Origin of the sequence: Devosia sp. (genome assembly GCF_017307565.1) — a bacterium.
Lineage (GTDB): Bacteria > Pseudomonadota > Alphaproteobacteria > Rhizobiales > Devosiaceae > Devosia.
The window spans coordinates 1-23786 of the sequence record NZ_JAFKHD010000342.1 but is presented as its reverse complement, the minus strand read 5'-3'; the positions used below and the strand labels follow the sequence as shown (position 1 = coordinate 23786).

The following is a 23786-nucleotide window of genomic DNA, read 5'->3' as shown; positions in this document are numbered from 1 at the left end:
GGGCGGACGATCTTTGGCGATGCGGCGCGGGCCTGGCTCGACGGGCGGATCGGCGATGATGAGGCCGTGGCCGAAATGGCGCAGCGGTTTGCGGGATTGGTAGCGGCCTGGGATGGGGCTTAGGCTCTAGTTTTGTGGCTCTCCTCCACCCCCTCCCTCCTCCCCCATCAAGGGGGAGGTGTTGGCCGGTGGGGTTTGCGAGGTCTAGCCCCAAACTCGATATGCACCTCCCCCTTGATGGGGGAGGATGGGAGGGGGTGGCCCCGGCCCAAGAAATAAAACGGAGGTTCCCGCTTTCGCGGGAATGACACCGAGGGATACGAGGAGTGGCCATGAGCCAGAAAACTGTTCGATTGACCATGGCGCAGGCTGTTGCGCGTTTTCTTACGGCGCAGAAGACGGTCATTGCCGGGGAGACCGTACCGATCTTTGGCGGGGTCTTTGCCATTTTCGGCCATGGCAATGTGGCAGGGGTGGGCGAGGCGCTTTACAGCGTCAAGGACACGCTGCCGACCTATCGCGGGCAGAATGAACAGGGCATGGCGCATGCGGCGATTGCCTATGCCAAGGCGAGCTTCCGTCGCCGCTTCATGGCGGTGACCAGCTCGATCGGGCCGGGCGCGCTGAACATGGTGACGGCGGCGGCGCTGGCCCATGTGAACCGGATTCCGCTGCTGCTGCTGCCGGGCGATGTGTTTGCCAATCGGTTGCCCGACCCGGTCTTGCAGCAGGTGGAAGATTGGGGCGACGGTACGGTTTCGGCCAATGACTGCTTCCGCCCCGTCAGCCGTTATTTCGATCGGATCACGCGGCCGGAGCAGGTCATTCCGGCGCTGCGGCGGGCCATGCAAGTGCTTACGGACCCGGCCGAATGCGGGCCGGTGACGCTGAGCCTTTGTCAGGATGTGCAGGCGGAAGCCTATGACTATCCCGAGAGCTTCTTTGCCGAGAAGGTTTGGGTGCCGCGGCGGATCATGCCCGATGCCGACGAATTCGCGACGGCCGCGGCGGCGATCAAGCTGGCGAAGAAGCCGGTGATCATTGCGGGTGGTGGCGTGCTCTATTCGGAGGCGAGCGAGAGCCTTGCCGCCTTCGCCGAGGAACATGGCATTCCGGTGATGGAAACGCAGGCGGGCAAGAGTGCCCTGCCCCATGGGCATGAGCTCAATATGGGTAGCGTCGGGGTTACCGGTTCTTCAGCATCGAACGCGCTGGCAGAAGAGACCGATGTGGTGATCGCGGTCGGTACGCGGCTACAGGATTTCACCACTGGCTCGTGGGCGCTGTTCAAGAACGAGGCGGTGAAAATCATCGGGCTCAATGTGCAGCCGTTCGATGCGGGCAAGCATGGGGCGCTGCCGCTCGTGAGCGATGCTCGCGTAGGACTTGAAGCGCTGGATGCTGCGCTGATGGGTTGGCAGGTTGATTCCGACTGGACCCATAAGGCCATGCGGGAAAAGGATAAATGGCTGCTGGACGCTGACACGGCGACCGGGCCGACCAATGCCGAATTGCCATCGGATGCGCAGGTGATCGGGGCGGTACAGCGGGCTCGGCAGAAGGCGACGGTGATTTGTGCGGCGGGCGGTTTGCCGGGTGAATTGCACAAGCTCTGGAAGGCGGATGCGCCGGGCAGCTACCATCTCGAATATGGTTTTTCGACCATGGGCTATGAGATCGCCGGCGGGCTCGGCGTGAAGCTGGCGCGGCCCGAGGACGACGTGGTCGTGATGGTCGGCGATGGCAGCTACATGATGCTGAACTCGGAGATCGTCTCTTCGATCATGCTGGGGGCCAAGCTGACGATCGTGTTGCTGGATAATGCCGGCTATGGCTGCATCAACCGACTACAGATGGCGACCGGCGGGGCGAACTTTAACAACCTGCTCAAGGATACCCATCACGTCACGCTGCCGGGCATCGACTTTGCCGCGCATGCGGCCGCGATGGGGGCAGTGAGCCGCAAGGTTGGGTCGATTGCCGAGCTGGAAACGGCGCTGGCCGAGACGGCGGATGCGGACCGGACCACGGTGATTGTCATTGATACCGATCCGCTCATCACCACGGATGCCGGTGGGCACTGGTGGGATGTGGCGGTGCCGGAGGTTAGCGAGCGAGCCCAGGTGAACGCGGCGCGCGAAGGGTATTTGAAGGCGTTGCAGGCGCGGCAGATTGGGTGAGGGCTGACACCAAAGCGATCGTCACCACCGGGCTTGTCCCGGTGGTCCACGCGGAGGCGAGATGGATTGCCGGGACAGGCCCGGCAATGACGACGGAATTTAGAGAATTGAACGTGGGGATAGAACCCCTCACCCTGACTTTTCGCTGAACGCGAAAAGTCTGTCCCTCTCCCGCAAGGGGCGAGGGGAAGAGCGGCGGACTAGGAGAGACCAAAAGAATGAAAGCCAAACTTGGGATGTCGCCCATTGCGTGGTGGAACGACGATCTGGTGGAGCTGAGCGATGATGTGTCGCTCGAAGAGTGCCTGCGGCAATCGCGGTCGGCTGGGTTTACCGGCATGGAGAAGGGACGGCGGTTTCCGGATGATCCGGAGGTGATGCTGCCGATCCTTCGCGCGGCCGACGTGACGCTTTGCGGCGGGTGGTTTTCGGGCACGCTGGTCGAGGAAGAGCTGGCGGCCAACAAGGACCGCATTCTACCGATGATCGAGCTGTTCAAGGCCGTAAGCGCGCCTTGCATCGTTTATGGCGAGGTGGGCCGGTCGATCCAGGGCAAGCGCGAGATTCCGCTGGCGCAGAAGCCGAAGCTTTCGGACGACGAGATGAAGGCTTATGGGCGGAAGGTGACCGCGTTTGGCGAATGGTGTGCCGAGCAGGGCATGCCGCTGAGCTATCATCACCATATGGCGGCTGTGGTTGAGACCGAGCCGGAGCTCGATGCGTTCATGGCGGCTTCGGGGGAAGGCATTCCGCTGCTGCTCGACGCGGGGCACCTGGCTTTTGCGGGCGGCGATCCGTTGCGGGCGATTGATAAGCACCATGGGCGGATCAACCATGTGCATGTGAAGGATATCAGGCGCTCGGTCGTCGATGGGCTGGATCGGACGAAGCAGAGTTTCCTCGATGCTGTGGCGCTGGGTGCCTTTACAGTGCCGGGGGATGGCTCGCTCGATTTCGGGGCGATCGTGCAGCGGCTGGCGGATCATGGCTATGAGGGCTGGTTCGTGGTCGAGGCCGAGCAGGACCCGAAGAAGAACCCGCCGCTGAAAATGGCGCAGGTGGGCCACAAGGAACTCATGCGGGTGATGACGGCGGCCGGGTATACCGTCGAGACGCAAGGTTTTCCGAACGGCTAGGGTTTGCTAGAGCTTGCGCAAACAAAGGGTGAGTGCATGGCTCTCAAGGAAAATGATCTGAACTGGTTCCGGCCGCTGTGGCGGCGCGTGGCCGTGGTGGTGTTTTTGGCAATCTGGCTCGCCTGGGAGGCGATCTGGACCAAGGAAACGCTGTGGATCGTGCTGGTCGGCGCGGCGCTGGCCTATGCGCTCTACAATTTCTTCTATGCCTTCCCGAAGGAGGAGCCCAAGAATGACGCACTCCCCCCTGCTGGTTCGACCGACGAACAAGACCGGTCGGATTCATGACGTAACGCCCGCTTCGGCGGGCTGGACCCATGTCGGCTTTGGGCTGCACCGGCTAAAACCGGGGCAGGCCTATGGCGAGGAAACGGGCGAGCGCGAGGTTTGCCTTGTCATCGTCAGCGGCAAAGGACGCTTTGCCGTGGATGGGGAAGATTTTGGCGAGCTTGGCGAGCGCATGAGCCCCTTTGAGGGCGCGCCCTGGGCGCTCTATGTGCCCGCAGGGCGCAACTGGGCTGTGGATGCCACCACGGACCTGGAACTGGCCGTGTGCTCGGCGCCGGGCGGCGGGGATTATCATGCCAAGGTTATTCAGCCGGGGACGCATCCACGGCTGACGCGTGGCAAGGGTGCCAATGTCAGGCATGTCTACAATATCATGCCCGAGGACGATGGCTCGGCTAACGCGCTGCTGGTGGTGGAGGTGGTCACCCCGCAGGGCAATACTTCGTCCTATCCGCCGCACAAGCACGACCAGGACAATCTTCCGCACGAGAGTTTTCTGGAAGAGACCTATTACCATCGCTTCAACCCGCCGCAGGGTTTTGGCTTTCAGCGCGTCTATACTGATGACCGGAGCCTTGATGAGGCGATGGCGATCGAGGATGGCGATGTGACGCTGGTGCCGCGGGGTTATCATCCGGTGGCAACGACGGCGGGGTATGATCTCTACTACCTCAACGTCATGGCCGGGCCGAAGCGCGTGTGGAAATTCCACAATGCGCCCGAGCATGAGTGGATGCTGAAGTAGTCAGTCCAGCATGTTTTCGGGCGCGCCGGCGTCGGTGAGGAAAGCGAAGTTGTAGACGGAGCCGTCCTTGGTGACGGCTTCGCAACGATATTGGGCATTGCCGGCGCGATAGTCACCGAAGGTGCAAAGGCCCTTGGCCTTGTAGGTGACGTTGCGATCCCCGCTGCCGTCGGGCGCGGCAATGACCAGGTCGACGTGCTGAAAACTCTTGGCGTCGGGCCCCTGCTCCATCTCTCCGCTGAAAACGATGAAGCGGCCGCTGGGGTCGTCGGTCCAGACGACGAGCTCCATGTGATGATCGGTGTAGATCACCTGCATGATCTCGCTGGCGCAGATATTGCCCAGGTCCTCGGCGCCAGCGGTCAGCGACTGGCACTTGCCGCGCAGGGTGACGGCGGAGGACGGATCGGCCATTTCAGCGGCGGCGGGCGAGACCAGCAGAAGGCTGAAAAGCAGCGGCAGGAATTTCATGGGCTCACCGGGATTTGGACAGCACCAGCCTAAACGAAAAAAGGGCGCCGCAATGGCGCCCTTTGCCTTTTGTAGTCGATTTCTCGCTGACTTTGACCGTGCGGCCTTCCTTGGCCGATTTCACGGCGGCGTCGGCCAGGGCCAGGGCGATGAGACCATCGGTTCCGCTGGGGCTGGCCGGGGACTTTGATTCAACGAAATCGATGAAGCTGCTGATTTCACGCGCATAAGCTTCGGTGTATCGGGTCATGAAGAAGTCGTGCAGCGGCGGGCGGGTGTAGCCGTCGGCATTGGCGACTTCGATGGAGACCGGGCGCTGGTTTTCGGCCGAGACGGCGCCCTTGGAGCCGTGGACCTCAATGCGCTGGTCGTAGCCATAGGTGGCGCGGCGGGAGTTCGAAATGGTGGCGTGCTTGCCGGAGGCCGTGGAGAGCATCACCGAGACGCTGTCATAGTCGCCGGCGGTGCCGATGGCGGGGTCGACGAGAACAGAGGCCTGGGCGGTGACTGCGTCGATTTCTTCGCCGAGGAGGAAGCGCGCCATGTCGAAGTCATGGATAGTCATGTCGCGGAAAATGCCGCCCGAGCGCTTGATGTAGTCGACCGGCGGCGCGCCGGGATCGCGCGAGATGATGGTGACCATTTCGACGGTGCCGATGGCGCCATCGGCGATGGCCTGCTTGACGGCCTGGAAGTGGGGGTCGAAGCGGCGGTTGAAGCCGACCATGAGGGTGGCCGAGGTTTCGTCGACGACGCTGATGCAGGCTTTGACGCGCTCGATGTCGAGGTCGACCGGCTTCTCGCAGAAGATGGCCTTGCCGGCGCGGGCGAAGCGCTCGATGAGGTCGGCATGGGTGTCCGTCGGGGTGCAGATGACGACGGCGTCGATATCGGACGATGCCAGGATCGCGTCAATGGTGCGCACCTCAGCGCCATATTGGGTGGCGATAGCGTTCGCTGCCTCAGCCATGGGGTCGGCGACGGCGACGAGTTTCGCCTTGGAATTGGAGCCGATGGCCTTAGCGTGAACTTTGCCAATGCGGCCGGCGCCGAGCAGGCCAAAACGAACGGTCATAGTGGGTTCCTCCACCCGAAGATTGGTGTGGAATGAATAGGCGATTTTTTGGGTGGATGGAATGAGAATTCTAACATCGGTGGTGGGATTTGGAGGCCGTGCCCGCCTTCCCATAAGGCTCGCGGTGTTCGTCATTGCCAGACTTGTTCCGGCAATCCCGCTTGCTAGGGCGTGGACCACCGGGACAAGCCCGGTGGTGACGATGGAGGGGGAGTTACGCGCGGGGGTTGTCCGCGAAGGCGCCCCCTCGCCTGAAACAGAGATCCCCGCTTTCGCGGGGATGACACCGTAGGTGGGGTGGCAGATGTGAAAGAGCCTCAGTGCTCGCGGGCCCGTTCGAGGATGCGTTTGCACTCGAGGAGCTCGCGAAGGACTTCGGAGAGCTTTTCGCGCGATTCTTCGTCGAGGCTCGGGTCGGCCGTCATTACGGCTTCTTCGATTTCCGCTTCGTCGGCGGCCGCCTGCGCTTCTTCGATGAGCGGGATGATCTCGTCGAGACCCTTGCCTTCGCCGACGGCGATGACATAGCGCGGGCCCTGATCCTTGAGGATCTTCTGCACGCCCTTGATGGTAAAGCCCTGATCGTACAGCAAATGGCGGATGCCACGCAGCAGCAGGACGTCTTCCGGACGATAGTAGCGGCGTCCGCCGCCACGCTTCAGAGGTTTTATGGTGGCGAAGCGGGTTTCCCAGAATCGCAGGACGTGCTGGGGAAGATCGAGCTCTTCCGCGGCCTCTGAGATTGTCCGGAATGCGTCTGGAGACTTGTCCAAACCGATCACCCCTCCAGTAAGAAAGCCTTACTTTTCAGAGGTGACCATAGACTTGTTGATTTTGGACTTCAACACGTTGCTGGGTTTGAACACAAGAACCTGGCGGGGCAGGATCGGAACCTCCTCACCGGTCTTGGGATTGCGGCCGATCCGCTCGTTCTTGGAACGCACCTGGAAGGAGCCGAAGGAGGAGAGTTTCACATTGGCGCCGGTGATCAGCGCGTCGGTGATGAGTTCGAGAACACGTTCGACCAGTTCGGCCGACTCGGTTCGCGACAGGCCGACAGAACCGTAAACAGCTTCCGCCAGGTCCGCCCGCGTTACCGTCTTCTGCGTCATTCGCACCCCCGTGGTTCTGGACTGGCTTCCCAAGCCAGCGTGCTATTTTTTCTTCCGCTGTCGCCAGTTCGCGCGAGCAAACTGGCAGGAAACCATCCCTCAATCGACGCGGCCACGGTGACGCTCCACCGGACCTCAACGTCAGGTTCCTCCGACCCGCGAGGACACTAACGCCTTGAAACGCTTGAGGTCAATCGTTCGATGCCGGACTACCAGCGAATGAGCGAGGCTCCCCAGGTAAATCCGCCGCCCATGGCCTCGAGCATGACGAGATCGCCCTGCTTGATGCGGCCATCTGCCACGGCAACGCTCAGGGCCAGGGGTACGGAGGCGGCCGAGGTATTGGCGTGGACATCGACCGTCATCACGACCTTTTCGGGCGGCAGGCCGAGCTTGGCCCCTGCCCCGTCGATGATGCGCTTGTTGGCCTGGTGCGGCACGAACCAGTCGAGATCGTCCACGGTGTAGCCGCCCTGTTCGAGCGCCTTGTAGACAACGTCAGTGATCTTGCCGCCGGCGTGACGGAAGACTTCGGCGCCAGCCATGTGTACGTGGCCGGTCGTGCCGGTGGTCGAGGGGCCGCCATCGACGTAGAGTTTTTCCCAATGGTGACCATCGGACCGCAGGGCCGAAGCGATGACGCCGCGCTCGGGTTCGCCATCGGCGAGTTCGACACGTTCGAGAATCATGGCGCCGGCACCGTCGCCGAAGAGCACGCAGGTGGTGCGGTCAGTCCAGTCGAGCAGGCGCGTGAAGGTTTCGGCCCCGATGACGAGGGCACGGTTGGCAAGGCCCGCCTTGAGATAGGTGTCGGCCGTGGTGACGGCATAGACAAAGCCCGAGCAGACCGCCTGGATATCGAAGGCGAAGCCGTGATGCATGCCGAGCTTCATCTGCACCAGCGTCGCAGCAGCCGGGAAGGTGTAATCGGGCGTCGTGGTGGCGACAACGATGAGGTCGATGTCATCGGGGGTGAGCCCGGCATTGTCGAGGGCGGCGCGGGCAGCGGCGACGGCGAGGTCGGAGGTGAACTCACCCTCGGCCGCAACATGGCGCTCCTTGATACCGACGCGCTGCTGAATCCACTCGTCGGACGTATCGACCGTCTTGGCCAATTCCGTGTTGGTCAGGATTTTTTGGGGCAGGTAGCTGCCAACCCCACGCACAATGGAACGAACTCTGGTCACGCCGACTTGGCCTCGGGATCGGAAGACGGCTCGGAGGCCGCGATATTGACTGGGAAGCGACGCATGCTGTCGCCGATCTTTTCGATCAGGTTGCTGCGCGCCATTTCATAAGCAAGGCCCAGGGCGCTGTTGTAGCCGATCTCGTCGGTACCGCCGTGGGATTTGATGACGATGCCGTTGAGGCCCATGAAGACGCCGCCATTGACGGCGCGGGGGTCCATCTTGCGGCGAAGGGCGGTCAGCGCGGACGAGGCGAAGAAGGCGCCAAGCATGCTGATCCAATTGGCCTTGAGCGCGGTGCGGAGATAGCTCGCGACCTGGCGCGCGGTGCCCTCTGCGGTCTTGAGTGCGACATTGCCGACAAAGCCCTCGGTGACGACGACGTCCACCGTGCCCTTGCCGATATCGTCGCCTTCGACGAAGCCATGATAGGTGAAGCCGGCGCCATTGGCCTGCTGCAGGATCTTGCTGGCTTCCTTGATGTAGTCGAGCCCCTTCACCTCTTCGGTGCCGATATTGAGCAGACCCACGGTGGGCAGCTCGGAATCAAAGAGGGCGCGGGCGAGCGCGGAACCAAGGATGGCATAGTCGACGAGCTGGCGGGCATCGGCACCGATGGTGGCGCCCATGTCGAGCACGATGATGTCGGAGCGCACGGTCGGCCAGATGGCCGCGATGCCGGGGCGCGAGACGCCTTCCATGGGGCGGAGGCAGAAAGTGGCCATGGCCATGAGGGCGCCGGTATTGCCGCCCGAAATGGCTACGTCGGCCTCGCCGTCCTTGACCGCCTGAATGGCCATCCACATGGACGACACGCCCTTGCCCTTCCTGAGGGCCTGGCTGGGCTTTTCGTCCATGGCGATCACTTCTTCACAGTGACGCACCTCGCACGCGGCCTTGAGCCGGGGGAACTCTTCGAGGAGCGGAGCGATCTGCTCCTGACGACCATGGAAGATGAAACGGGTATTCTTACGCTCGCGCAATGCGAGGTCTGCCCCGTGGATGACTGCGCGCGGAGCGTGGTCGCCGCCCATGGCATCCACTGAGATCGTTATGTATTCGGTCATTTCAGCCCGTTTTTCGGCCCGCTTGGGCAGGCATGCCAACATATCCCATAGGGAAGTGGGTGCAAGCCCTGCGCGGCAAGGTTCAGTTTTCGCCCTTGTCCTTCAGACGGGCCAGAGCGGCGAATGCTCCGCCTTCACCATTTCCGAGATCGACGTCGAGCGAAGCAACGTCTTCGCCCTCGCGCCGCGGATATGGATCGATGGCAAGAGCCAGGGTTTCGATCAGGAGAGCGCTGAGATCAACCTCGGGCCCGTCGATATGATCCGGAAAATCGTCATCTTCAAGATCGATGAACACTTCCGAGCCCGGCGCGGGCGCCTGGTGGCCGTGCGGCACGGGCAGGAAGACGCGATCGACTTCCTCGTCGATGTCCTGGCTGACCGGCTCGAAGCTGACGATGGATGGCTGGGTGATGCTGGCCTGAAGCCGGCCCTGGGCACGCAGCCCGCCGCGCAGCGGCACGACGCTGAGGTTTGCAACAAACCGCTGGACCGAGGTCAGCTTCATCGCCGTTGCAATGGCGGCGCGCGTCTTTTCATCGGCGTCCACGCTTACCGACCGGCCGGCGGCGGGCAGTTTGTCGATGCGGACGACGGCGTCGAAAAGCGGCTCGAAATGGTCATTCATGCTGATGTTCCGAAAGTCACGGTACCACCGGTGATGGAATCGACCGGCTGAGCTGCGAGCACCCGGTCCTGCTCCAGCGCGTAGTCGGCCAGAGCAAAGGCATGTTCGAGGCCGGCATCGCCGAAAATATTGCGCGAGAACACGGCGGCGAGCGCCTCCCTGTCATTGCGATCCATAGCCTCGTTGATGGCAGCAAGAAGGCCGAAGAAGAGATTACCCATCTTCTGGATTTTCTTGGGCACGCCGAGGTCCCCTGCCCCCATTTCGCGCAGCGACCGATCCATGTCTTTAAAGAAGAGATCAAACACTGCCTGGCTGAAACCCTTGGAGGTTTTGTTGGCGCGCAGGCGGCGGAAAACCAGCGCCATGTGCAGGCTGATCATGTCGAAACGCCCGGTAACAGTATCCGGCACCCCCCATTCAGCATAGAAAACGGGTTGCCGGGATTGCGCCACAATGGCTCTATAGACGCCATAAACAGCGTCGGTGGCCGTGTTTTTGCGGAACAGAGACAGGATCATGGGATTGCGCTCAGCCTCGGGATGGGTCAAACACATGCATCGTTCGCCGACCCAATGTCAGCTTGCCAATAAGCTTGGTTGACAGCTACACATTCCGGCGGCCAAGGGGCACGCGCCTTGTTGAAACGCCCATAGTCGAGAGCCATCGGGAAAGTCAAATTCATGCCCATGCGTATTGCTTCCGCTCCATTCGCTGTGATCACCGCCGCAGCCCTGGCTGTCGCGCTGACCGCCTGCACGAGCAGCACTTCGCTCGTGACCAAGAAAACGCAGGGCTACGAAATTTCCGAAAGCGCCATGCAGCAGGTTCGCGTCGGGCAGAGCCAGCAGCTCGTAACCCTGGTGCTCGGCTCGCCGCAGTCGACCAACACCTTTGGTGACCAGAGCGCCTGGTACTATGTGCAGACCAAGGTGCAGCAGACCTCGTTCGGCGTGACGACGGCGCTGGAGCGCACCGTGCTGGCCATCTATTTCGACAAGAACAAGAAGGTCGTCGACAAGGCCGTCTACAGCGCCGCAGACGGCAAGACCGTGACGGTGGAAAGCCGCCGCACCCAGTCGTTCGGCGAAGACCGTACCTTTATCGACCAGATCCTGCAGTCGTTCTGAGGTTTTTCGGAACGCAGAGAATTGGAAAAGCCCCGGTTTTGGCCGGGGCTTTTTGTTTGTGGTGGCCGGTCGGAGGGATTGGGGCTCACGTCACCCCCTCCCGGCCTCCCCCATAAAGGGGGAGGTGTCGCATCGAGTTTGGGGCAATGTCCGATTCAAACCTGCAAATGCGCGGCGTTTCGCTTTCGCGTGAATGACGCCATGGGCAGGGAGGGCTGAGCGCTCAGCCCTTCTTGTCGAGATCCACGCCGGCGGAGCGGGCGATGGAGTCGAGGGCGGCGTTGACCATGCCGGAGGCGTCTTCCTCAAAGAAGGCGCGGGCGACGTCAACATATTCGGTGATGACGACGCGGGCCGGGATGTCGCGGCGGCGCAGGAGTTCAAAGACCGCGGCGCGCAGAATCGCGCGGAGGGTGGAATCGATGCGTTCGATCGGCCAGTCGGCGGCCAGGGCCTTGTCGATGGCCGGATCGATCTCGAGCTGGTTCTTGGTGACGCCGCGCACGATCTGGCCGAAGAAATCGGCGTCGGCGGGCAGATACTGCTCGCCTTCAAGTTCGCGGCCGAGATGGAAGGCGCTGAACTGGGCCAGCGTGTCTTCCAGCGTCTGGCGCCCCACATCCATCTGGTAGAGCGCCTGGACGGCCGCGAGGCGGGCGGCGCCGCGCTGGTTGGCCGGACGCGAATTGGTGGGAATGGGGGGCGTATCAGTCATTTATGCGTTCAACTTTGCCTTGAGAGCGGCGAGAGCGAGGGCGGCGCGGGCGGCATCGCCACCGCGGTCGCCATCGGCGACGCGGGCGCGGGTCCAAGCCTGGCCTTCGTTCTCGACCGTAAGAATGCCGATGCCCAGCGGCAAAGCATCCACCACCGCCAATTCGGAGAGGGCGCGGATGCTTTCGCTGGCAACGGCGACGTAGTGATTGGACTGGCCACGGATGACGCAGCCGAGGGCAACGAAGCCGTCATAGCTGCCGGTTTCGAGCGCCATGGCGACGCCGACGGGCACTTCCATGGCCCCAGGCACGGCTACGACGTCAAAGGTGGCGCCTGCTGCCTCGAGCGCAGCAGAGGCACCGGCCTTCATTTCGTCGGCGATACCGGGATAGGCCCTGCCCTCGACGATGAGGAAATGCAGACCCGCAGCCGAATTGGGCTCTATCGAAAAGCGTTCGCCGTAAGAATCCATAGCCGACGTCCTTGTGCTAGCTACTCAACCCCATAGTCCGCCCCGCAACGGCGGGCAAGGCGAGACTGGATCAATCGTCTTCGGGGGAAGGTTCGCTGACGTCGGAATCAAGCTCGGCGAGGAAATCGCGGAAATCGTCGGGACCGGCAAAATTCTTGTAGACCGAGGCGAAGCGCACGAAGGCGACGTGGTCGAGGCCCTTTAGGCCAACCATCACATATTCACCGATCTGGTCGGAGGTGATTTCAACATCGCCCAGGCTTTCGAGCTGCCGAACGATGCCTGAAATCATGCGCTCGACGCGTTCGGGATCGACCGAGCGCTTGCGCAGCGCCGTATTGACCGAGCGGGTGAGCTTTTCACGGTCGAAGGGGACTTTTCGGCCCGTCTTCTTGACCACGGTGAGATCGCGCAGTTGCACGCGCTCAAAGGTGGTGAAGCGGCCGCCGCAGGCATTGCACACGCGGCGGCGGCGGATAGCGCCCGAATCTTCGGTCGGGCGGCTATCCTTCACCTGGGTATCGTCATTGCCACAATAGGGGCAGCGCATCCTTATGTGGCCCTTTCAGATCAGTTGTAGATGGGGAAGCGGTCGGTCAGCGTCTTCACCTTGGCGCGGACTTCGGCTTCGACGGCGCCGTTATTGTCATCACCATTGGTCTTGAGGCCATCGAGCACTTCGATGATCAGTTCGCCGATCAGCTGGAACTCGGCCGTACCGAAGCCGCGGGTAGTACCCGCCGGGGTGCCGAGACGCACACCGGAGGTGATCGCGGGCTTTTCCGGATCGAAGGGAACGGCGTTCTTGTTGCAGGTGATGTGGGCGCGGCCGAGAGCGGCTTCCGTCGCCTTGCCGGTGAGGCCCTTGGGACGGAGGTCGACCAGCATCAGGTGGTTGTCGGTGCCGCCCGAGACGATGTCCACGCCGCCCTTGACGAGAGTTTCGGCCAGAACCTGAGCATTGGCCACGACCTGCTGGGCGTAGAGCTTAAACTCGGGCTGCAGGGCTTCCTTGAAGGCCACGGCCTTGGCCGCGATGACATGCATCAGCGGGCCGCCCTGGATGCCCGGGAAAATGGCCGAGTTGATCTTCTTGGCGATGTCTTCCTCGTTGGTGAGGATCAGGCCGCCGCGCGGGCCGCGCAGGGTTTTGTGGGTGGTCGTGGTGGCGACGTGGGCGTGCGGGAACGGGCTCGGGTACACACCGCCAGCGACGAGGCCGGCAACGTGGGCCATGTCGACGAAAAGGATCGCGCCGACTTCATCGGCAATGGCGCGGAACTCGGCCCAGTCCATGACGCGCGAATAGGCCGAGAAGCCGGCAACGATCATCTTGGGCTTGTGCTCACGGGCGAGCTGACGGACCTGGTCCATATCGACGCGGCCGTCCTGCTTGCGCAGGCCGTACTGGACGGCATTGAACCATTTGCCCGACTGGTTGGGCCTGGCGCCATGGGTCAGGTGACCACCGGCGTCGAGCGACATGCCGAGGATGGTGTCGCCGGGCTGGATCAGGGCCTGGTAGACGCCCTGGTTTGCCTGAGAACCGGAATTGGGCTGGACGTTGGCGAAGGCGACGCCGAAGAGTTCCTTGGCGCGCTCGATGGCGAGGGTTTCGGCCACGTCGACATACTGGCAGCCGCCATAGTAGCGCTTGCCCGGATAGCCTTCAGCGTACTTGTTGGTCAGCACCGAGCCCTGGGCCTCAAGCACGGCCTGGGACACGATGTTTTCCGAGGCGATCAGCTCGATCTCGCCCTGCTGGCGGCCGAGTTCGTCCTGAATTGCCTTGGCAAGTTCCGGATCGGTTTCGGCGGTGGAGGCAGTAAAGAATTTAGGGAAAAGCGAATTGCCGGTCGCTGCGCTCATGCGTAGGTTTCCTCAAGAAGGATCAGGCTTATCGGGCTGGCGGTGGCTTTACCACGACACGCCGACAAAATCCAAGGTCGCGATGACAGTGCTGGTTTCATCGGGCATCCTGATCATGATTGGGTGCCCAGGCGAGCGGCTCTATATAGTTCGCGTTCCCCGATGGTTCCCCATCTCTTCTCGCCAGTCGCGCGAACGCGGTGAATATGGCTCAAAGCGGCCAGCATGTGAAGGGCTTCCGGCAAGACAACCCAACTTACTATCAGCGCTCAGAATATTGGATTTTACCGAATCCGGATGCGCGACCTTCACCACCCTAGCGAACCCTTCCTGAAGACCTCGCATGCAATCTGACGGCAATCAGCTTGCGATCATCCAGGAGGGATCAATGAAACCGCTCGCAAACAAACTGACGGCAGTGGCCATGACCTGCCTATTGTCCATTTCAAGCTTCACGCCGGCCCAGGCCCAGGACAATTCCCTAAGCTTCAGCCAGCGCCAGCAGGTGGTGCAGGCCTATTGCCAGCGCTATCCGCAGGACCGCGATTGCGACGGCTGGTGGTTCTGGAGCGCCAGGGACTATGACGCGTTTTACTATCGCAACCGCAGCGACCTCGACCCGCTGATCGCCGGTATCTTCGGCCTCGCCATCGGCGCGATCATCGGCGGCGCCATCGCCAACAGCAACAAGAACACCAACACGCGCCCTGCCCCGACCACTACCCGTCGCGACAGCGGCCACGTGGCGCGCTGCTACCAGCGCTACAAGTCCTACGACGAGCGGACCAACACATTCCTCGGCTACGATGGCATCCGCCATCCCTGCACGCTCTAACGCCAAATCGATCGAGCCGGAGCTCTTGCGCTCCGGCTTGACGGGATAGTTTGCAACTACCTGCCCTATCCGGACATTGACTCCTCATTCAGCATTAGCGGGCCTCGGCCCGGGAGTGGAGAAATGAGAAAGTTAGCAAGTCTTGTCAGCAGCCTCGCCCTGACCGGTGTAGTCGCACTGGGTGCTATCGTGCCCGCGCAGGCGCAATCGGTAACGATGAGTTATGGCCAGCGTTACAAGGTGATCCAGACATATTGCGATCGGAATCCATGGGATCGCGATTGCCAGGGCTTTTATGGCGGCCGCTGGAATGACCGTCAGTACAATGACTTCTACTATTCGCGCCGTTCATCCATCGACAACATCGCCTCGGGGATCCTTGGGTTCACCTTCGGCGCGGCTATCGGCTCGATACTTGCCAATGGGAACAACTATCGGGGTGGCGATGTGGTCGTCGGCCGCGCCAACAACTACGACTCCCACGTCGCAGCGTGCTACGCGCGTTACCGGTCGTATGACGAACGGTCCAACACGTTCCTTGGATATGACGGTATCCGGCACGCCTGCAGGCTCTAGCACTGTCTAGGCGTAGCGCCCCCGCGGAGACGGGGGCGGCGGCTCAGGTTCGCCCAGCTTGCGCCTGAGTTTAGCAAGAGCAACGCGCTCCATTTGCAGGCGCGTTGCACTGACCGGGGTAATAACAAAGACTTCGGTGCCCGTCACCTCATCGATGGCGGCGACGCGCATAACCTGGCCCATTTGCACGAATTCAAAAAGAACCCCGCCTGACATCGGACCTCCATTGTCGTGAAGACTTTAGCAGGGATTCGGGAAGGCGCGGAGTCAGAAATGATGCGGATCGGACGGGCGCGTCGCGGGAACGGGGCGTCACCACACAAGAAAATCCCCGCTTTCGGGGGGATGTCTTTATTCGCATGACTTGAGGATTCCGGCTTAGCCGAAGGACACCTTGCCCTGTTCATCGAACTTGTAGACGTCGTCGCGGAAGCTGACCGTACCTTTGCGGTTGGCCCAGGCGGTGATGTAGGTCGTGTGGATCGGCACCTTGGCCTTTACCTGCACGTCGAGGCGCTGCAGCGCGTCGAACGTCGAGTCGACCTTGTTCTGATCCCAATCGCCATTGTCCCGCAGCAACCAGTTGACCAGCTGGTTGACGCCATCGACGCGGACGCAGCCCGACGAGTGGAAGCGGGCGTTTTCGCCGAACAGGGCTTTCGACGGCGTATCGTGCAGGTAGCAATCGTAGGGGTTGTAGAAGTTGATCTTGCAGTGGCCCATGGAATTGGCCGCGCCAGGTTCCTGGCGATACATGTAATTCACCTGCGCATCGGTGATGTTGGCCCAGTTGATCGTCTGCGGATCGATCTTGTTGCCGGAGCCGTCGTAGATGAAAATATTCTGCTCGGTCAGGTAGTTGGGATTCTGCTGCATGTACTTGGTCAGGTCCTGGCGGACCAGCGACTTGGGTACGTGCCAGTAGGGGTTGAAATTGATCTGGTGGATATTGCTCGCCATGATCGGGGTGGCACGATCGACGCGGCCGACGACGGCGGTGTGGCGCTGCTCGACCATGCCGTCGTTGACGGCTTCGATAGTGGCGGCGGGAATGTTCACAACCACATAGCGCGGGTTGAGCTTGGCGGCCATGCTCTGGACGCGCGTGAAATTGAGGTAGAGCTGCTGCAGTCGCTGCTGCGCCGGCACGGCCATGGCGTACCAGGTGGCTTCATCGACCTGGCCGTTGACGACGAGACCGTGGCGGGCCTGGAAAGCGCGGACGCCGGCATCGGTCGGGGCGTCGAAAATGTCGTTGACGTTTTCGACCATGGGCATGTCGCCCGAAGAAATCAGACGGCGCTTGAGGGCAACGACGGCGCGCGAGGACTTGCCGAGATTGAGGCCATAGGCTTCTTGCGGGATGGCTTCCCAGCCACCGGCGGCAACGAAGGGCTCGTACTGGGAAATGGCGAGCTGCAGATTGTAGACCGTGTCGTAGGACAGGATCGGCTCATTGGTGGAGATCAGCTCCTGAGCGGCAGCAGTCGCGCCGCCCTGGTCTGCATCGCGCAGCACACGATTGCGCGCGAACATATCCCAGATCGACTCGCCTTCCTGGGCCCTTGCCATGGTGGGCAGCAGCGCGGTGCTGGCTCCAGCGATGGCCATGGTCTGGAGAAAGGAACGTCGATTTACCCGCATATCGTCACCTGAACGAATCTGTCGCCACTTTGGGCGCGATTATCACTGCCATCCAGTGCCCCACAATGGCTGTCAACGCCTTGTGAACCATGCGGCAAGCTCACCCATAGTCGAGGAATGGTTTAAAAACCACGTAATCGGGTGCCCCGGATTTGCGGCGCAAATAAGAAAACGCCGGCCAATGGCCGGCGTCTCCGCAAAGAGTGTGGCGTGGAGGCAACACAAGCCTACACCCGCATGCTGTTCGATTGGTCGGGGCCCTGCCCCGAAAACAATCAGAGCTTGTAGAGGATCTGATCGACCCAGAAGCGTTCGAGACGGGCCAGAGCCTTGTTCAGGTTGTCGAACTCTTCGTCCCCGAGGCCACCGACCTTGTCGATCGACTTGAGGTGACGGTCATAGAGTTCGTCGATGACTTCCGCGACTTCCTCGCCCTTGGGGGTGAGGCGGATGCGGACCGAACGGCGGTCAGTGCGCGAGCGCTCCTGGAAGATGTAACCGGTCTCGACCAGCTTCTTCAGATTGTAGGAGACGTTCGAACCCAGATAGTAACCACGCGAACGCAGCTCGCCGGCGGTCAGTTCGCTGTCGCCGATGTTGAACATCAGCAGCGCCTGGACCGGGTTGATGTCGTCCCAACCCATACGGTCGAACTCATCCTTGATCAGGTCGAGCAGGCGACGGTGAAGACGCTCAACGCGGGAGACGGCTTCGAGATAGAGGGGCTTGAGACCTTCCGGACGGTTCGGGACGAGAGCCTCAGCGGTATTCGACTTGGTTGCCATTTTTGCCTCACTGTTTTTCTGCGTGCGATTTTTCGCATCTCATGAGGCCAAACTACGACGGCCGGACTAAGATCGCCCTAAACAGCACGCTTAATGCCATCTTACTGGAAAGCAATGAGAATTTGGCTTAACGGTTCGTCACACCGGTAGATAAAGTTGTAACCTTTCCGAGGCGTAAACGGGCGGCAGCGGGGCCGCCCGTGTTGTTGAGATCAGGCCAGCAGAGTGCGACGCCCGGCCAATTTGGTGACGAACACAGCCGCTACGGCAAGGGCCTGGGCGGCGATCAAGGTTACCCCGATCGGCGTCATTTGAGCCGAATGAAGCACAAGAAGTGCGAGACTGAGCAAGACCCAGAGACCGTCGCCGAGGATATTGAGGGTAACCGAGATGGGGTCTGCCCGGCCGGCGGCGCCGATGGCCCAATTGAAGAGCGCCCAGGGCAGAAGAAAAATTCCGGCGCCAAGAAGGATCGTCTGCATGGGCGGCCAACCGACCAGTGTGGCGAGGGGCGTGGCCAGGACAAAGAGGCAGAGGCCCATCGAGCCGGAAATGCCCGCATCGAGGCGGTAGACGAGGCTCGGTTCCAAAAAGGTCAGGGGGCGGGCGGCGGTCGTCATGGCTGATCTCCAGAGATCGGGTTGTCGATGGCTGGAGGGTGACGTGGGGGAGGTCATGACGACAATTACCTGCGGGGTAATGGAATTGCGCGCCCGGCTGCGGCAGGTTGGGGGCATCGGAGGACGAGATGTTTGAAACGGCGCTGCGCGAATGGCGCAATAGACGCGGAATGAGCCAGATGGCCCTGGCACTGGCAGCCGAGGTATCGGCGCGGCACCTGTCGTTTCTGGAATCGGCGCGGGCGCGGCCGAGCCCGGCGATGGTGCTGCGGCTGGCCGAGGCGCTGGACCTGCCGCTGCGCGAGCGCAATGGCCTGTTGGTCGCCGCGGGGTTTGCGCCGCATTACGGCGACAATGACTGGCTGAGCCCACAGATGAGCGAATTGCGCCAGGCGGCGCAATTGCTGCTCAAGGCGCATGGGCCCTACCCCGCCATCGTGCTCGATGCGGCTTTCGACATTCTGGAGGCCAATGGCGCGGCGATGGCGCTGCTGGGTGTCGAGGCGCTGCCGGAGAAGCGGCTCAACCTGGCGGACCTTGTCTTTGAAGACGGGGCCGTGCGCGACTCGATCGTCAATTGGGCGGAGGTGGCGGGCTATATGATGCATCGCCTGCGCGAAGGCGTGCGGCGGCATGGGCCGGGATCACCGGTGGCGCGGGTGCTCATGCGGGTAAAGCGGCATGAGGGCGTGGAGGAATTGAGCGTGCGGCCCGAGGGTGCGCTTGGGCAGGTGCTGCTACCGCTCGAATTCCGTATTGGTGGACAGGCGACGCGCTGGTTCACCACGGTGACGAGTTTTGGCGCGCCTCAGGACGCGCTGGCCGAGGAAATCACCATCGAGCAGTTTCACCCGGCCTAGGCGGAGCCGGGCTCTGTCGCAGATGCGAGCTCGCGCATCGTCGTTTCGACGGCGGGAAGATCGATGGCCGTGGCGATGACGCTATCGAGAAAGCCGGGAAAGCGCTGATCGAGGTCATCGCGGCGGAGCGTTACGCGACGCTTGGTGCCTTCGGGCCGGACATTGATGACACCAGCCTCGCGCAGCTTGGCCACGTGATAGGTCAGGTTGGTCTTCGAGGTGAGGCCGCTAAACTGGCCGCAGACAAGACCGCCCGAAGCATCGCAGCGGGCGAGACACCCGATGATGGCAAGGCGCGTGTCGTCGCCCAGCGCGGCAAGCACATTGGGAAGGGTGATCTGATCGGTCTCGGGATGCGGCAGGCTCATGGCTCATATTTATCCCGGAGGCAGCACTAGTTCAATATCCATTGAACTAGATATTGACTCCAGATCGGCTGAGGTTCAATTGTCCAATGAATTTTGGACAAAGGATCCGATCATGGATATCCGTCTCATTTGGCTGGCCGTGGGCACCTTCGCCATCGGCGTCGAGAGTTTTGCCATTTCGAGCCTCCTGCCGCAGATTGCCGATTCAACCGGCGCCACGCTCACCCAGGCCGGTTATCTCGTTCTCGCCTTTGCGCTGGCCAATGCCTTTGGCGCACCCATTCTCGCCGCGTTGAGCGGCACGGCCGACCGCCGCCGCATCCTGACCGGCGCCGCCGTGGTCTTTGCCGGGGGGGCGATTTGGGCCGGCCTCTCCCAGGGTTATTTCGACCTGATGGCGGCCCGCATCCTGATGGCCTTTTCGGCGGGCCTCTACACGGCCACGGCGCAGGCTACGGGCGTCGCTATTTCGTCCCCAGACCACAGGGCGCGCGCCATTGCCGCCATTGTCGGCGGTACGACTATGGCCGTGGCCTTTGGCGCGCCGCTCGGGGCGCTGGTGGCGGGCCTGATCGGGTGGCGCGGCACCTATGCCATGGTGGCCGTCTTCGCCCTTATCGCTGCGGTTTCGATCTGGGTCATGCTGCCGGCCGGTCTGCGCGGCCAGCAGTTGAGCTTGCGCCAGAGGATAGCAGCCGTCGCCCTGCCCGGCGTGCCCGGCGCATTGCTGACGACGCTGCTCAATCTTGCCGGCGCTTTTACCGTTATCCTCTACCTCGCCATCGTCACCACGCAGTCGATCGGGTTGCCGCGCGACCTGGTGCCGGCTGTGTTGCTGACCTTTGGCGTGGGCGCCGCTTTCGGCAATGCAGCGGGCGGGCAACTGGCCGACCGGATCGGGGCACGGCCGACTGTTGTCGGGGCAGCTCTGCTCAATGCTCTGATGCTTCTGACCATATCGGCGGCAGCGCATGTTCCAGGGCCCTTTGCCGGACCGGTCTTCTTTGCCATCGTGCTTTTCTGGGGCGCTACCGGCTGGGCTTTTCCTCCGGCGCAATCGAGCCACCTCCTGAGCCTCGCGCCGGCAGCCGCACCACTGGTTCTGTCGCTCAATGCTTCGGCGCTTTATCTCGGGATTGCCGGCGGCTCGCTGCTGGGTGGCCTCGTGCTGCAATATGGCTCGGCCAGCGATCTCGGCTGGATCGGCGCGATACTGCCCTTCCTTGCGGTGCTCGGAATTCTGTTCAATGGCGCAGCAAGGCGTCGGGCAGAGGCCATGCCGGCGCGGCTGGGGTGAGATCGATCAACCCTGCGGCGGCGTGACGGCGGCCTTGCCGAGTTCGGTGAGGCCGTAGATGCCGCGGCTTTCGCGCGCAAACCAGCCATGGACATTGCTGCGCAGAATTGAAGGGGATCATGATCGGCTTGCCGCGTCCGCCGCCCTTTTGCGGATATCCGACGCGCCGCTTGAGATCACAGCCGTTGACCTCGCCTTTGACGGAATAGCCCGCGCCTTCCATGAGGCCTTGAGTGGAAGATGGCGGTCGGCCTCGGCCTCGGCCATCGCGCTCGTTTGGGTCCAGATGGGCACGAGCCTGACTAGCTGAGTCTCGGGCGCGGCGGAGCCGTTGGCCGGGCCCCGAGTGGTTCAATCGGTTGCCTGAGCCCGGGTGAAGCGGAAGCTGAGGGCGAAAATGGCAGAGATGGCAACCAAGAGTACGATGCGCACGGCAAAGCCGACGGCGGACATGTGGATATCCTGGCTGCCGGAGAGATAGAGCGCCAGTTCGGCGGCGGTCGAGCTGACGAGCAGCACTGCGCCCCAGCTGGCCTTGAGCCAGAGGCCGACGCCGGCAAAGAGGCGCGACAGCGAGAAAATGGCGAGCAGCACGAAACCGGTGGGACCGAGAACGGCCACGGGGCTTGTCGCGCCGAGATTGACGCCGAGCAGGCGGCCGGCATCGCTGAGGCCCAGCAGCAGACTGAGCAAAGCGACGATGCGGATATAGAGACCCAATTGGGGAGATTTGAACGACATGGCTCTTTAGTAGCGAGCGGCACGGGCTGCGACAAGCGGCGGCTTGGAGGCCGAGGGCGTGGCTGGTATGAGGCGGGAAGAGTTGAGTGCGGTGCGTGTGGCCCCATCCGTCCCGACCTCCCTATCAAGGGGGAGGTGTTCGGCTGGTGGGCGCCAACTTACGCGGCAAGGAACAGAAGAATGACGCAGAACTGGCCAAAGCATGACATGTCCTTTCTCGATGGCCGCCGGCAGCGGCGGACGCGGCGGACCGCGTGGAGCCGGGACATGGTGCGGGAAACCGAACTGCTGCCGCGCGACCTGATCTGGCCGCTCTTCGTGATCGAGGGGCAGAACGAGAAGACCGCCATTAAGACCATGCCGGGCGTCGAACGGCTGTCCATCGACCTGATGGTCGAGGCCGCTAAAGCGGCGCGGGATGCGGGCATTCCGGCGCTGGCGATTTTTCCCAATACACCGGACCATCTGCGCTCGGAGAGTGGGGCCGAGGCCTATAATCCGGACAATCTGATGTGCCGGACGCTTGCGGCGGTCAAGTCGGCGGTGCCGGATATCGGGCTGATTGCCGACGTGGCGCTCGATGAATATTCGAGCGACGGGCAGGACGGGATCGTGCGCGACGGGGAAATCCTCAATGACGAGACCGTAGCGGCAATGGTGAAATCGGCGCTCGTGCAGGCCAAGGCTGGCGCGGATATCATTGCGCCTTCGGACATGATGGATGGGCGCGTGGCGGCAATCCGCGCGGCGCTTGATGCCGAGGGCTTTGAGCATGTGCAGATCATGTCCTACGCGGCCAAATATGCATCGTGCTTTTATGGGCCCTTCCGCGAGGCCGTGGGTACGGGCAGCCGGCTGAGGGGCGACAAGCGCACCTATCAGATGGACTATGCCAATACCGACGAGGCGCTGCGTGAGATTGCGCAAGACATCGAGGAAGGCGCCGACAGCGTGATGGTCAAGCCGGGCATGCCCTATCTCGACATCATCCGCCGGGCCAAGGACGCGTTCAACGTGCCGATCTACGCCTACCAGGTGAGCGGCGAATACGCGATGATCGAGCTGGCCGGCGCGGCCGGGGCGATCAACCGCGACGCGGCGGTGCTCGAAAGCCTCTGGGCTTTCAAGCGTGCCGGCGTGAACGGGATTCTCACCTATTACGCGCTTGAAATGGCGCGCAAGCTGGGGCGCTGAGCCCCGGCCCTAAAGAGAAAGAGCCTAGCCGGCTCTTTCCGTCGTTCCGTCTTCTGCCGCCATCTGGGCCGGGCGCTCGCCACGGCGGGGGCGGAAGGCGCTAACGATGCCGGCAAGAGCCACGAGGGCCATGCCGCCCATGGCGATGGGCTCGGGCGCATGGCCGAAGACCAGCCAGCCCAGAATACCCGCCCAGAGCAGGTGCATATAAGTCATCGGGGCAACGAGAGCCGCCGGTGCATAGCGATAGGACTGGGTGAAGAGATAGTGCCCGAGCCAGGCGGAGACGCCGAGGCCAATGAAGAGCACGACCTGGAGCGGCGTGGGGGCGACGCCATGCATGGTCCAGGGCAGGAAAATGCCGAACCCGATGGCGCCGACGAGCGCCGAATAGAACAGCATGGCCATGGTGCGCTCCGTGCGGGCAAGGACGCGCGAGAGCAGGTTGTAGGTCACCGAAACCACGACGTTGCCGAGAACGAAGAGCACGCCCCACGGATCGAGGCCGCCGCCGGGGCGGGCGATGAGCAAGACGCCGGCAAAGCCGATGACCGCAGCAATCCAGGCGCCGGGGCCGACCTTTTCCTTGAGCAGCGGGCCCGACAGCAGCACGACGAGCACCGGAGTGAGATAGACGATGGCCGTGGTTTCGGCGACTGGCATGCGCTGAAGTGCGAAGCTGACGAGCAGGGAACCAATGGCGAGGCTGCCGGCGCGGACGAGAACCAGACCGGTGCGCTGGGTGCGGACCATTTCGCGGCCATGGAGCGGGGCGACGATGGCCAGCAT

Annotated in this window: 30 protein-coding genes, 1 pseudogene and 1 riboswitch; of the genes and pseudogenes, 11 read left to right on the top strand and 20 right to left on the bottom strand. The window is 62.4% G+C overall.

Going from position 1 to position 23786, the window contains the following annotated elements; genetic code table 11:
- From J0I64_RS13325 to iolB, 5 genes are all read left to right on the top strand, one after another.
- On the top strand, positions 1-123 hold a 123-nt coding region (locus tag J0I64_RS13325; protein ID WP_291408997.1), incomplete at its 5' end, for a 2-deoxy-5-keto-D-gluconate 6-phosphate aldolase domain-containing protein.
- A gap of 209 nt (positions 124-332) precedes the next feature.
- On the top strand, positions 333-2180 hold the full coding sequence (iolD, locus tag J0I64_RS13320) for a 3D-(3,5/4)-trihydroxycyclohexane-1,2-dione acylhydrolase (decyclizing) (protein WP_291408991.1): 1848 nt from the start codon (positions 333-335) through the stop codon (positions 2178-2180).
- A 218-nt stretch (positions 2181-2398) separates the two neighbouring features.
- Positions 2399-3316, top strand: a complete 918-nt coding sequence (gene iolE / locus J0I64_RS13315) for a myo-inosose-2 dehydratase (RefSeq protein WP_291408989.1) — start codon at positions 2399-2401, stop codon at positions 3314-3316.
- 36 nt (positions 3317-3352) lie between these two features.
- Complete coding sequence (locus J0I64_RS13310; RefSeq protein WP_291408987.1) at positions 3353-3604, top strand: DUF3329 domain-containing protein; 252 nt, start codon at positions 3353-3355, stop codon at positions 3602-3604.
- Positions 3549-4349, top strand: a complete 801-nt coding sequence (iolB, locus tag J0I64_RS13305) for a 5-deoxy-glucuronate isomerase (protein WP_291408985.1) — start codon at positions 3549-3551, stop codon at positions 4347-4349. Before J0I64_RS13310 ends, iolB begins: the two co-directional genes overlap by 56 nt.
- On the opposite strand, the gene J0I64_RS13300 is transcribed toward iolB, so the two are convergent.
- The 8 genes and pseudogenes from J0I64_RS13300 to J0I64_RS13265 form a co-directional block, all read right to left on the bottom strand.
- Complete coding sequence (locus J0I64_RS13300; RefSeq protein ID WP_291408982.1) at positions 4350-4820, bottom strand: hypothetical protein; 471 nt, start codon at positions 4818-4820, stop codon at positions 4350-4352.
- 88 nt (positions 4821-4908) lie between these two features.
- Positions 4909-5895: pseudogene (gene iolG / locus J0I64_RS13295) on the bottom strand (inositol 2-dehydrogenase); the annotation flags it as partial.
- Positions 5896-6212: 317 nt separating this feature from the next.
- Positions 6213-6674: a MerR family transcriptional regulator gene (locus tag J0I64_RS13290; protein WP_291408995.1), complete on the bottom strand. Its 462-nt coding sequence runs from the start codon at positions 6672-6674 to the stop codon at positions 6213-6215.
- 21 nt (positions 6675-6695) lie between these two features.
- Complete coding sequence (locus tag J0I64_RS13285; RefSeq protein ID WP_291408980.1) at positions 6696-7007, bottom strand: integration host factor subunit alpha; 312 nt, start codon at positions 7005-7007, stop codon at positions 6696-6698.
- A gap of 209 nt (positions 7008-7216) precedes the next feature.
- Entirely contained in the window at positions 7217-8194 is a 978-nt protein-coding gene (locus J0I64_RS13280) for a beta-ketoacyl-ACP synthase III (protein WP_291408978.1), read from the bottom strand.
- Positions 8191-9261: a phosphate acyltransferase PlsX gene (gene plsX, locus J0I64_RS13275; protein WP_291408976.1), complete on the bottom strand. Its 1071-nt coding sequence runs from the start codon at positions 9259-9261 to the stop codon at positions 8191-8193. Before plsX ends, J0I64_RS13280 begins: the two co-directional genes overlap by 4 nt.
- Positions 9262-9343: 82 nt before the next feature.
- Complete coding sequence (locus tag J0I64_RS13270) at positions 9344-9889, bottom strand: DUF177 domain-containing protein (protein ID WP_291408974.1); 546 nt, start codon at positions 9887-9889, stop codon at positions 9344-9346.
- Complete coding sequence (locus J0I64_RS13265) at positions 9886-10446, bottom strand: ubiquinol-cytochrome C chaperone family protein (RefSeq protein WP_291408972.1); 561 nt, start codon at positions 10444-10446, stop codon at positions 9886-9888. Before J0I64_RS13265 ends, J0I64_RS13270 begins: the two co-directional genes overlap by 4 nt.
- A 126-nt stretch (positions 10447-10572) precedes the next feature.
- Here J0I64_RS13265 and bamE point away from each other — a divergent pair, with 126 nt between their 5' ends.
- Positions 10573-11019 carry an outer membrane protein assembly factor BamE gene (gene bamE, locus J0I64_RS13260; protein ID WP_291408970.1) on the top strand — a complete coding sequence of 149 codons (447 nt, stop codon included), beginning with the start codon at positions 10573-10575 and terminating at the stop codon, positions 11017-11019.
- 223 nt (positions 11020-11242) lie between these two features.
- On the opposite strand, the gene nusB is transcribed toward bamE, so the two are convergent.
- The 4 genes from nusB to glyA form a co-directional block, all read right to left on the bottom strand.
- Positions 11243-11734: a transcription antitermination factor NusB gene (gene nusB, locus J0I64_RS13255; RefSeq protein WP_291408968.1), complete on the bottom strand. Its 492-nt coding sequence runs from the start codon at positions 11732-11734 to the stop codon at positions 11243-11245.
- Positions 11735-12208 carry a 6,7-dimethyl-8-ribityllumazine synthase gene (gene ribH / locus J0I64_RS13250; RefSeq protein WP_291408965.1) on the bottom strand — a complete coding sequence of 158 codons (474 nt, stop codon included), beginning with the start codon at positions 12206-12208 and terminating at the stop codon, positions 11735-11737.
- A gap of 70 nt (positions 12209-12278) precedes the next feature.
- Complete coding sequence (gene nrdR / locus J0I64_RS13245; protein ID WP_291408963.1) at positions 12279-12758, bottom strand: transcriptional regulator NrdR; 480 nt, start codon at positions 12756-12758, stop codon at positions 12279-12281.
- Between the two features lie 20 nt (positions 12759-12778).
- A complete protein-coding gene (glyA, locus tag J0I64_RS13240) occupies positions 12779-14077 on the bottom strand; it encodes a serine hydroxymethyltransferase (protein WP_291408961.1) in 1299 nt (432 codons plus the stop codon).
- A 118-nt stretch (positions 14078-14195) separates the two neighbouring features.
- Positions 14196-14278, bottom strand: a riboswitch (ZMP/ZTP riboswitch).
- Positions 14279-14465: 187 nt separating this feature from the next.
- Between glyA and J0I64_RS13235 the strand changes: the two genes are divergently transcribed.
- Together J0I64_RS13235 and J0I64_RS13230 are read left to right on the top strand one after the other, a co-directional pair.
- On the top strand, positions 14466-14912 hold the full coding sequence (locus J0I64_RS13235) for a BA14K family protein (RefSeq protein WP_291408959.1): 447 nt from the start codon (positions 14466-14468) through the stop codon (positions 14910-14912).
- Between the two features lie 123 nt (positions 14913-15035).
- Positions 15036-15488, top strand: a complete 453-nt coding sequence (locus tag J0I64_RS13230; RefSeq protein WP_291408957.1) for a BA14K family protein — start codon at positions 15036-15038, stop codon at positions 15486-15488.
- Positions 15489-15494: 6 nt separating this feature from the next.
- Here the strand turns inward: J0I64_RS13230 and J0I64_RS13225 are convergent, their stop codons facing one another.
- From J0I64_RS13225 to J0I64_RS13210, 4 genes are all read right to left on the bottom strand, one after another.
- Positions 15495-15704 carry a hypothetical protein gene (locus J0I64_RS13225; protein ID WP_291408955.1) on the bottom strand — a complete coding sequence of 70 codons (210 nt, stop codon included), beginning with the start codon at positions 15702-15704 and terminating at the stop codon, positions 15495-15497.
- A 162-nt stretch (positions 15705-15866) separates the two neighbouring features.
- Positions 15867-17132 (bottom strand): L,D-transpeptidase family protein, encoded by a 1266-nt coding sequence (locus tag J0I64_RS13220; protein WP_291408953.1) that lies wholly within the window; start codon positions 17130-17132, stop codon positions 15867-15869.
- 275 nt (positions 17133-17407) lie between these two features.
- A complete protein-coding gene (locus J0I64_RS13215) occupies positions 17408-17917 on the bottom strand; it encodes a winged helix DNA-binding protein (RefSeq protein WP_291408951.1) in 510 nt (169 codons plus the stop codon).
- A 212-nt stretch (positions 17918-18129) separates the two neighbouring features.
- Positions 18130-18537 (bottom strand): hypothetical protein, encoded by a 408-nt coding sequence (locus J0I64_RS13210; RefSeq protein ID WP_291408950.1) that lies wholly within the window; start codon positions 18535-18537, stop codon positions 18130-18132.
- A gap of 128 nt (positions 18538-18665) precedes the next feature.
- Here J0I64_RS13210 and J0I64_RS13205 point away from each other — a divergent pair, with 128 nt between their 5' ends.
- Positions 18666-19397, top strand: a complete 732-nt coding sequence (locus tag J0I64_RS13205; RefSeq protein ID WP_291408948.1) for a helix-turn-helix domain-containing protein — start codon at positions 18666-18668, stop codon at positions 19395-19397.
- Here J0I64_RS13205 and J0I64_RS13200 read toward each other — a convergent pair.
- Complete coding sequence (locus J0I64_RS13200; protein WP_291408946.1) at positions 19394-19765, bottom strand: helix-turn-helix transcriptional regulator; 372 nt, start codon at positions 19763-19765, stop codon at positions 19394-19396. The two genes, J0I64_RS13205 and J0I64_RS13200, sit on opposite strands and share 4 nt — an antisense overlap.
- 112 nt (positions 19766-19877) lie before the next feature.
- Here J0I64_RS13200 and J0I64_RS13195 point away from each other — a divergent pair, with 112 nt between their 5' ends.
- Positions 19878-21062 carry an MFS transporter gene (locus J0I64_RS13195; protein ID WP_291408944.1) on the top strand — a complete coding sequence of 395 codons (1185 nt, stop codon included), beginning with the start codon at positions 19878-19880 and terminating at the stop codon, positions 21060-21062.
- 6 nt (positions 21063-21068) lie between these two features.
- Here J0I64_RS13195 and J0I64_RS13190 read toward each other — a convergent pair whose 3' ends face one another.
- Together J0I64_RS13190 and J0I64_RS13185 are read right to left on the bottom strand one after the other, a co-directional pair.
- The gene (locus J0I64_RS13190; protein WP_291408993.1) at positions 21069-21167 is read right to left on the bottom strand and encodes a DUF2161 family putative PD-(D/E)XK-type phosphodiesterase; all 99 of its coding nucleotides are present in this window, start codon (positions 21165-21167) and stop codon (positions 21069-21071) included.
- Positions 21168-21413: 246 nt separating this feature from the next.
- Positions 21414-21803 (bottom strand): hypothetical protein, encoded by a 390-nt coding sequence (locus J0I64_RS13185; protein WP_291408942.1) that lies wholly within the window; start codon positions 21801-21803, stop codon positions 21414-21416.
- 180 nt (positions 21804-21983) lie between these two features.
- Between J0I64_RS13185 and hemB the strand changes: the two genes are divergently transcribed.
- Positions 21984-22997, top strand: a complete 1014-nt coding sequence (gene hemB / locus J0I64_RS13180) for a porphobilinogen synthase (RefSeq protein ID WP_291408940.1) — start codon at positions 21984-21986, stop codon at positions 22995-22997.
- A 24-nt stretch (positions 22998-23021) separates the two neighbouring features.
- Here hemB and J0I64_RS13175 read toward each other — a convergent pair.
- The coding region (locus tag J0I64_RS13175; RefSeq protein WP_291408938.1) for a DMT family transporter at positions 23022-23786 on the bottom strand (765 nt) is incomplete at its 5' end.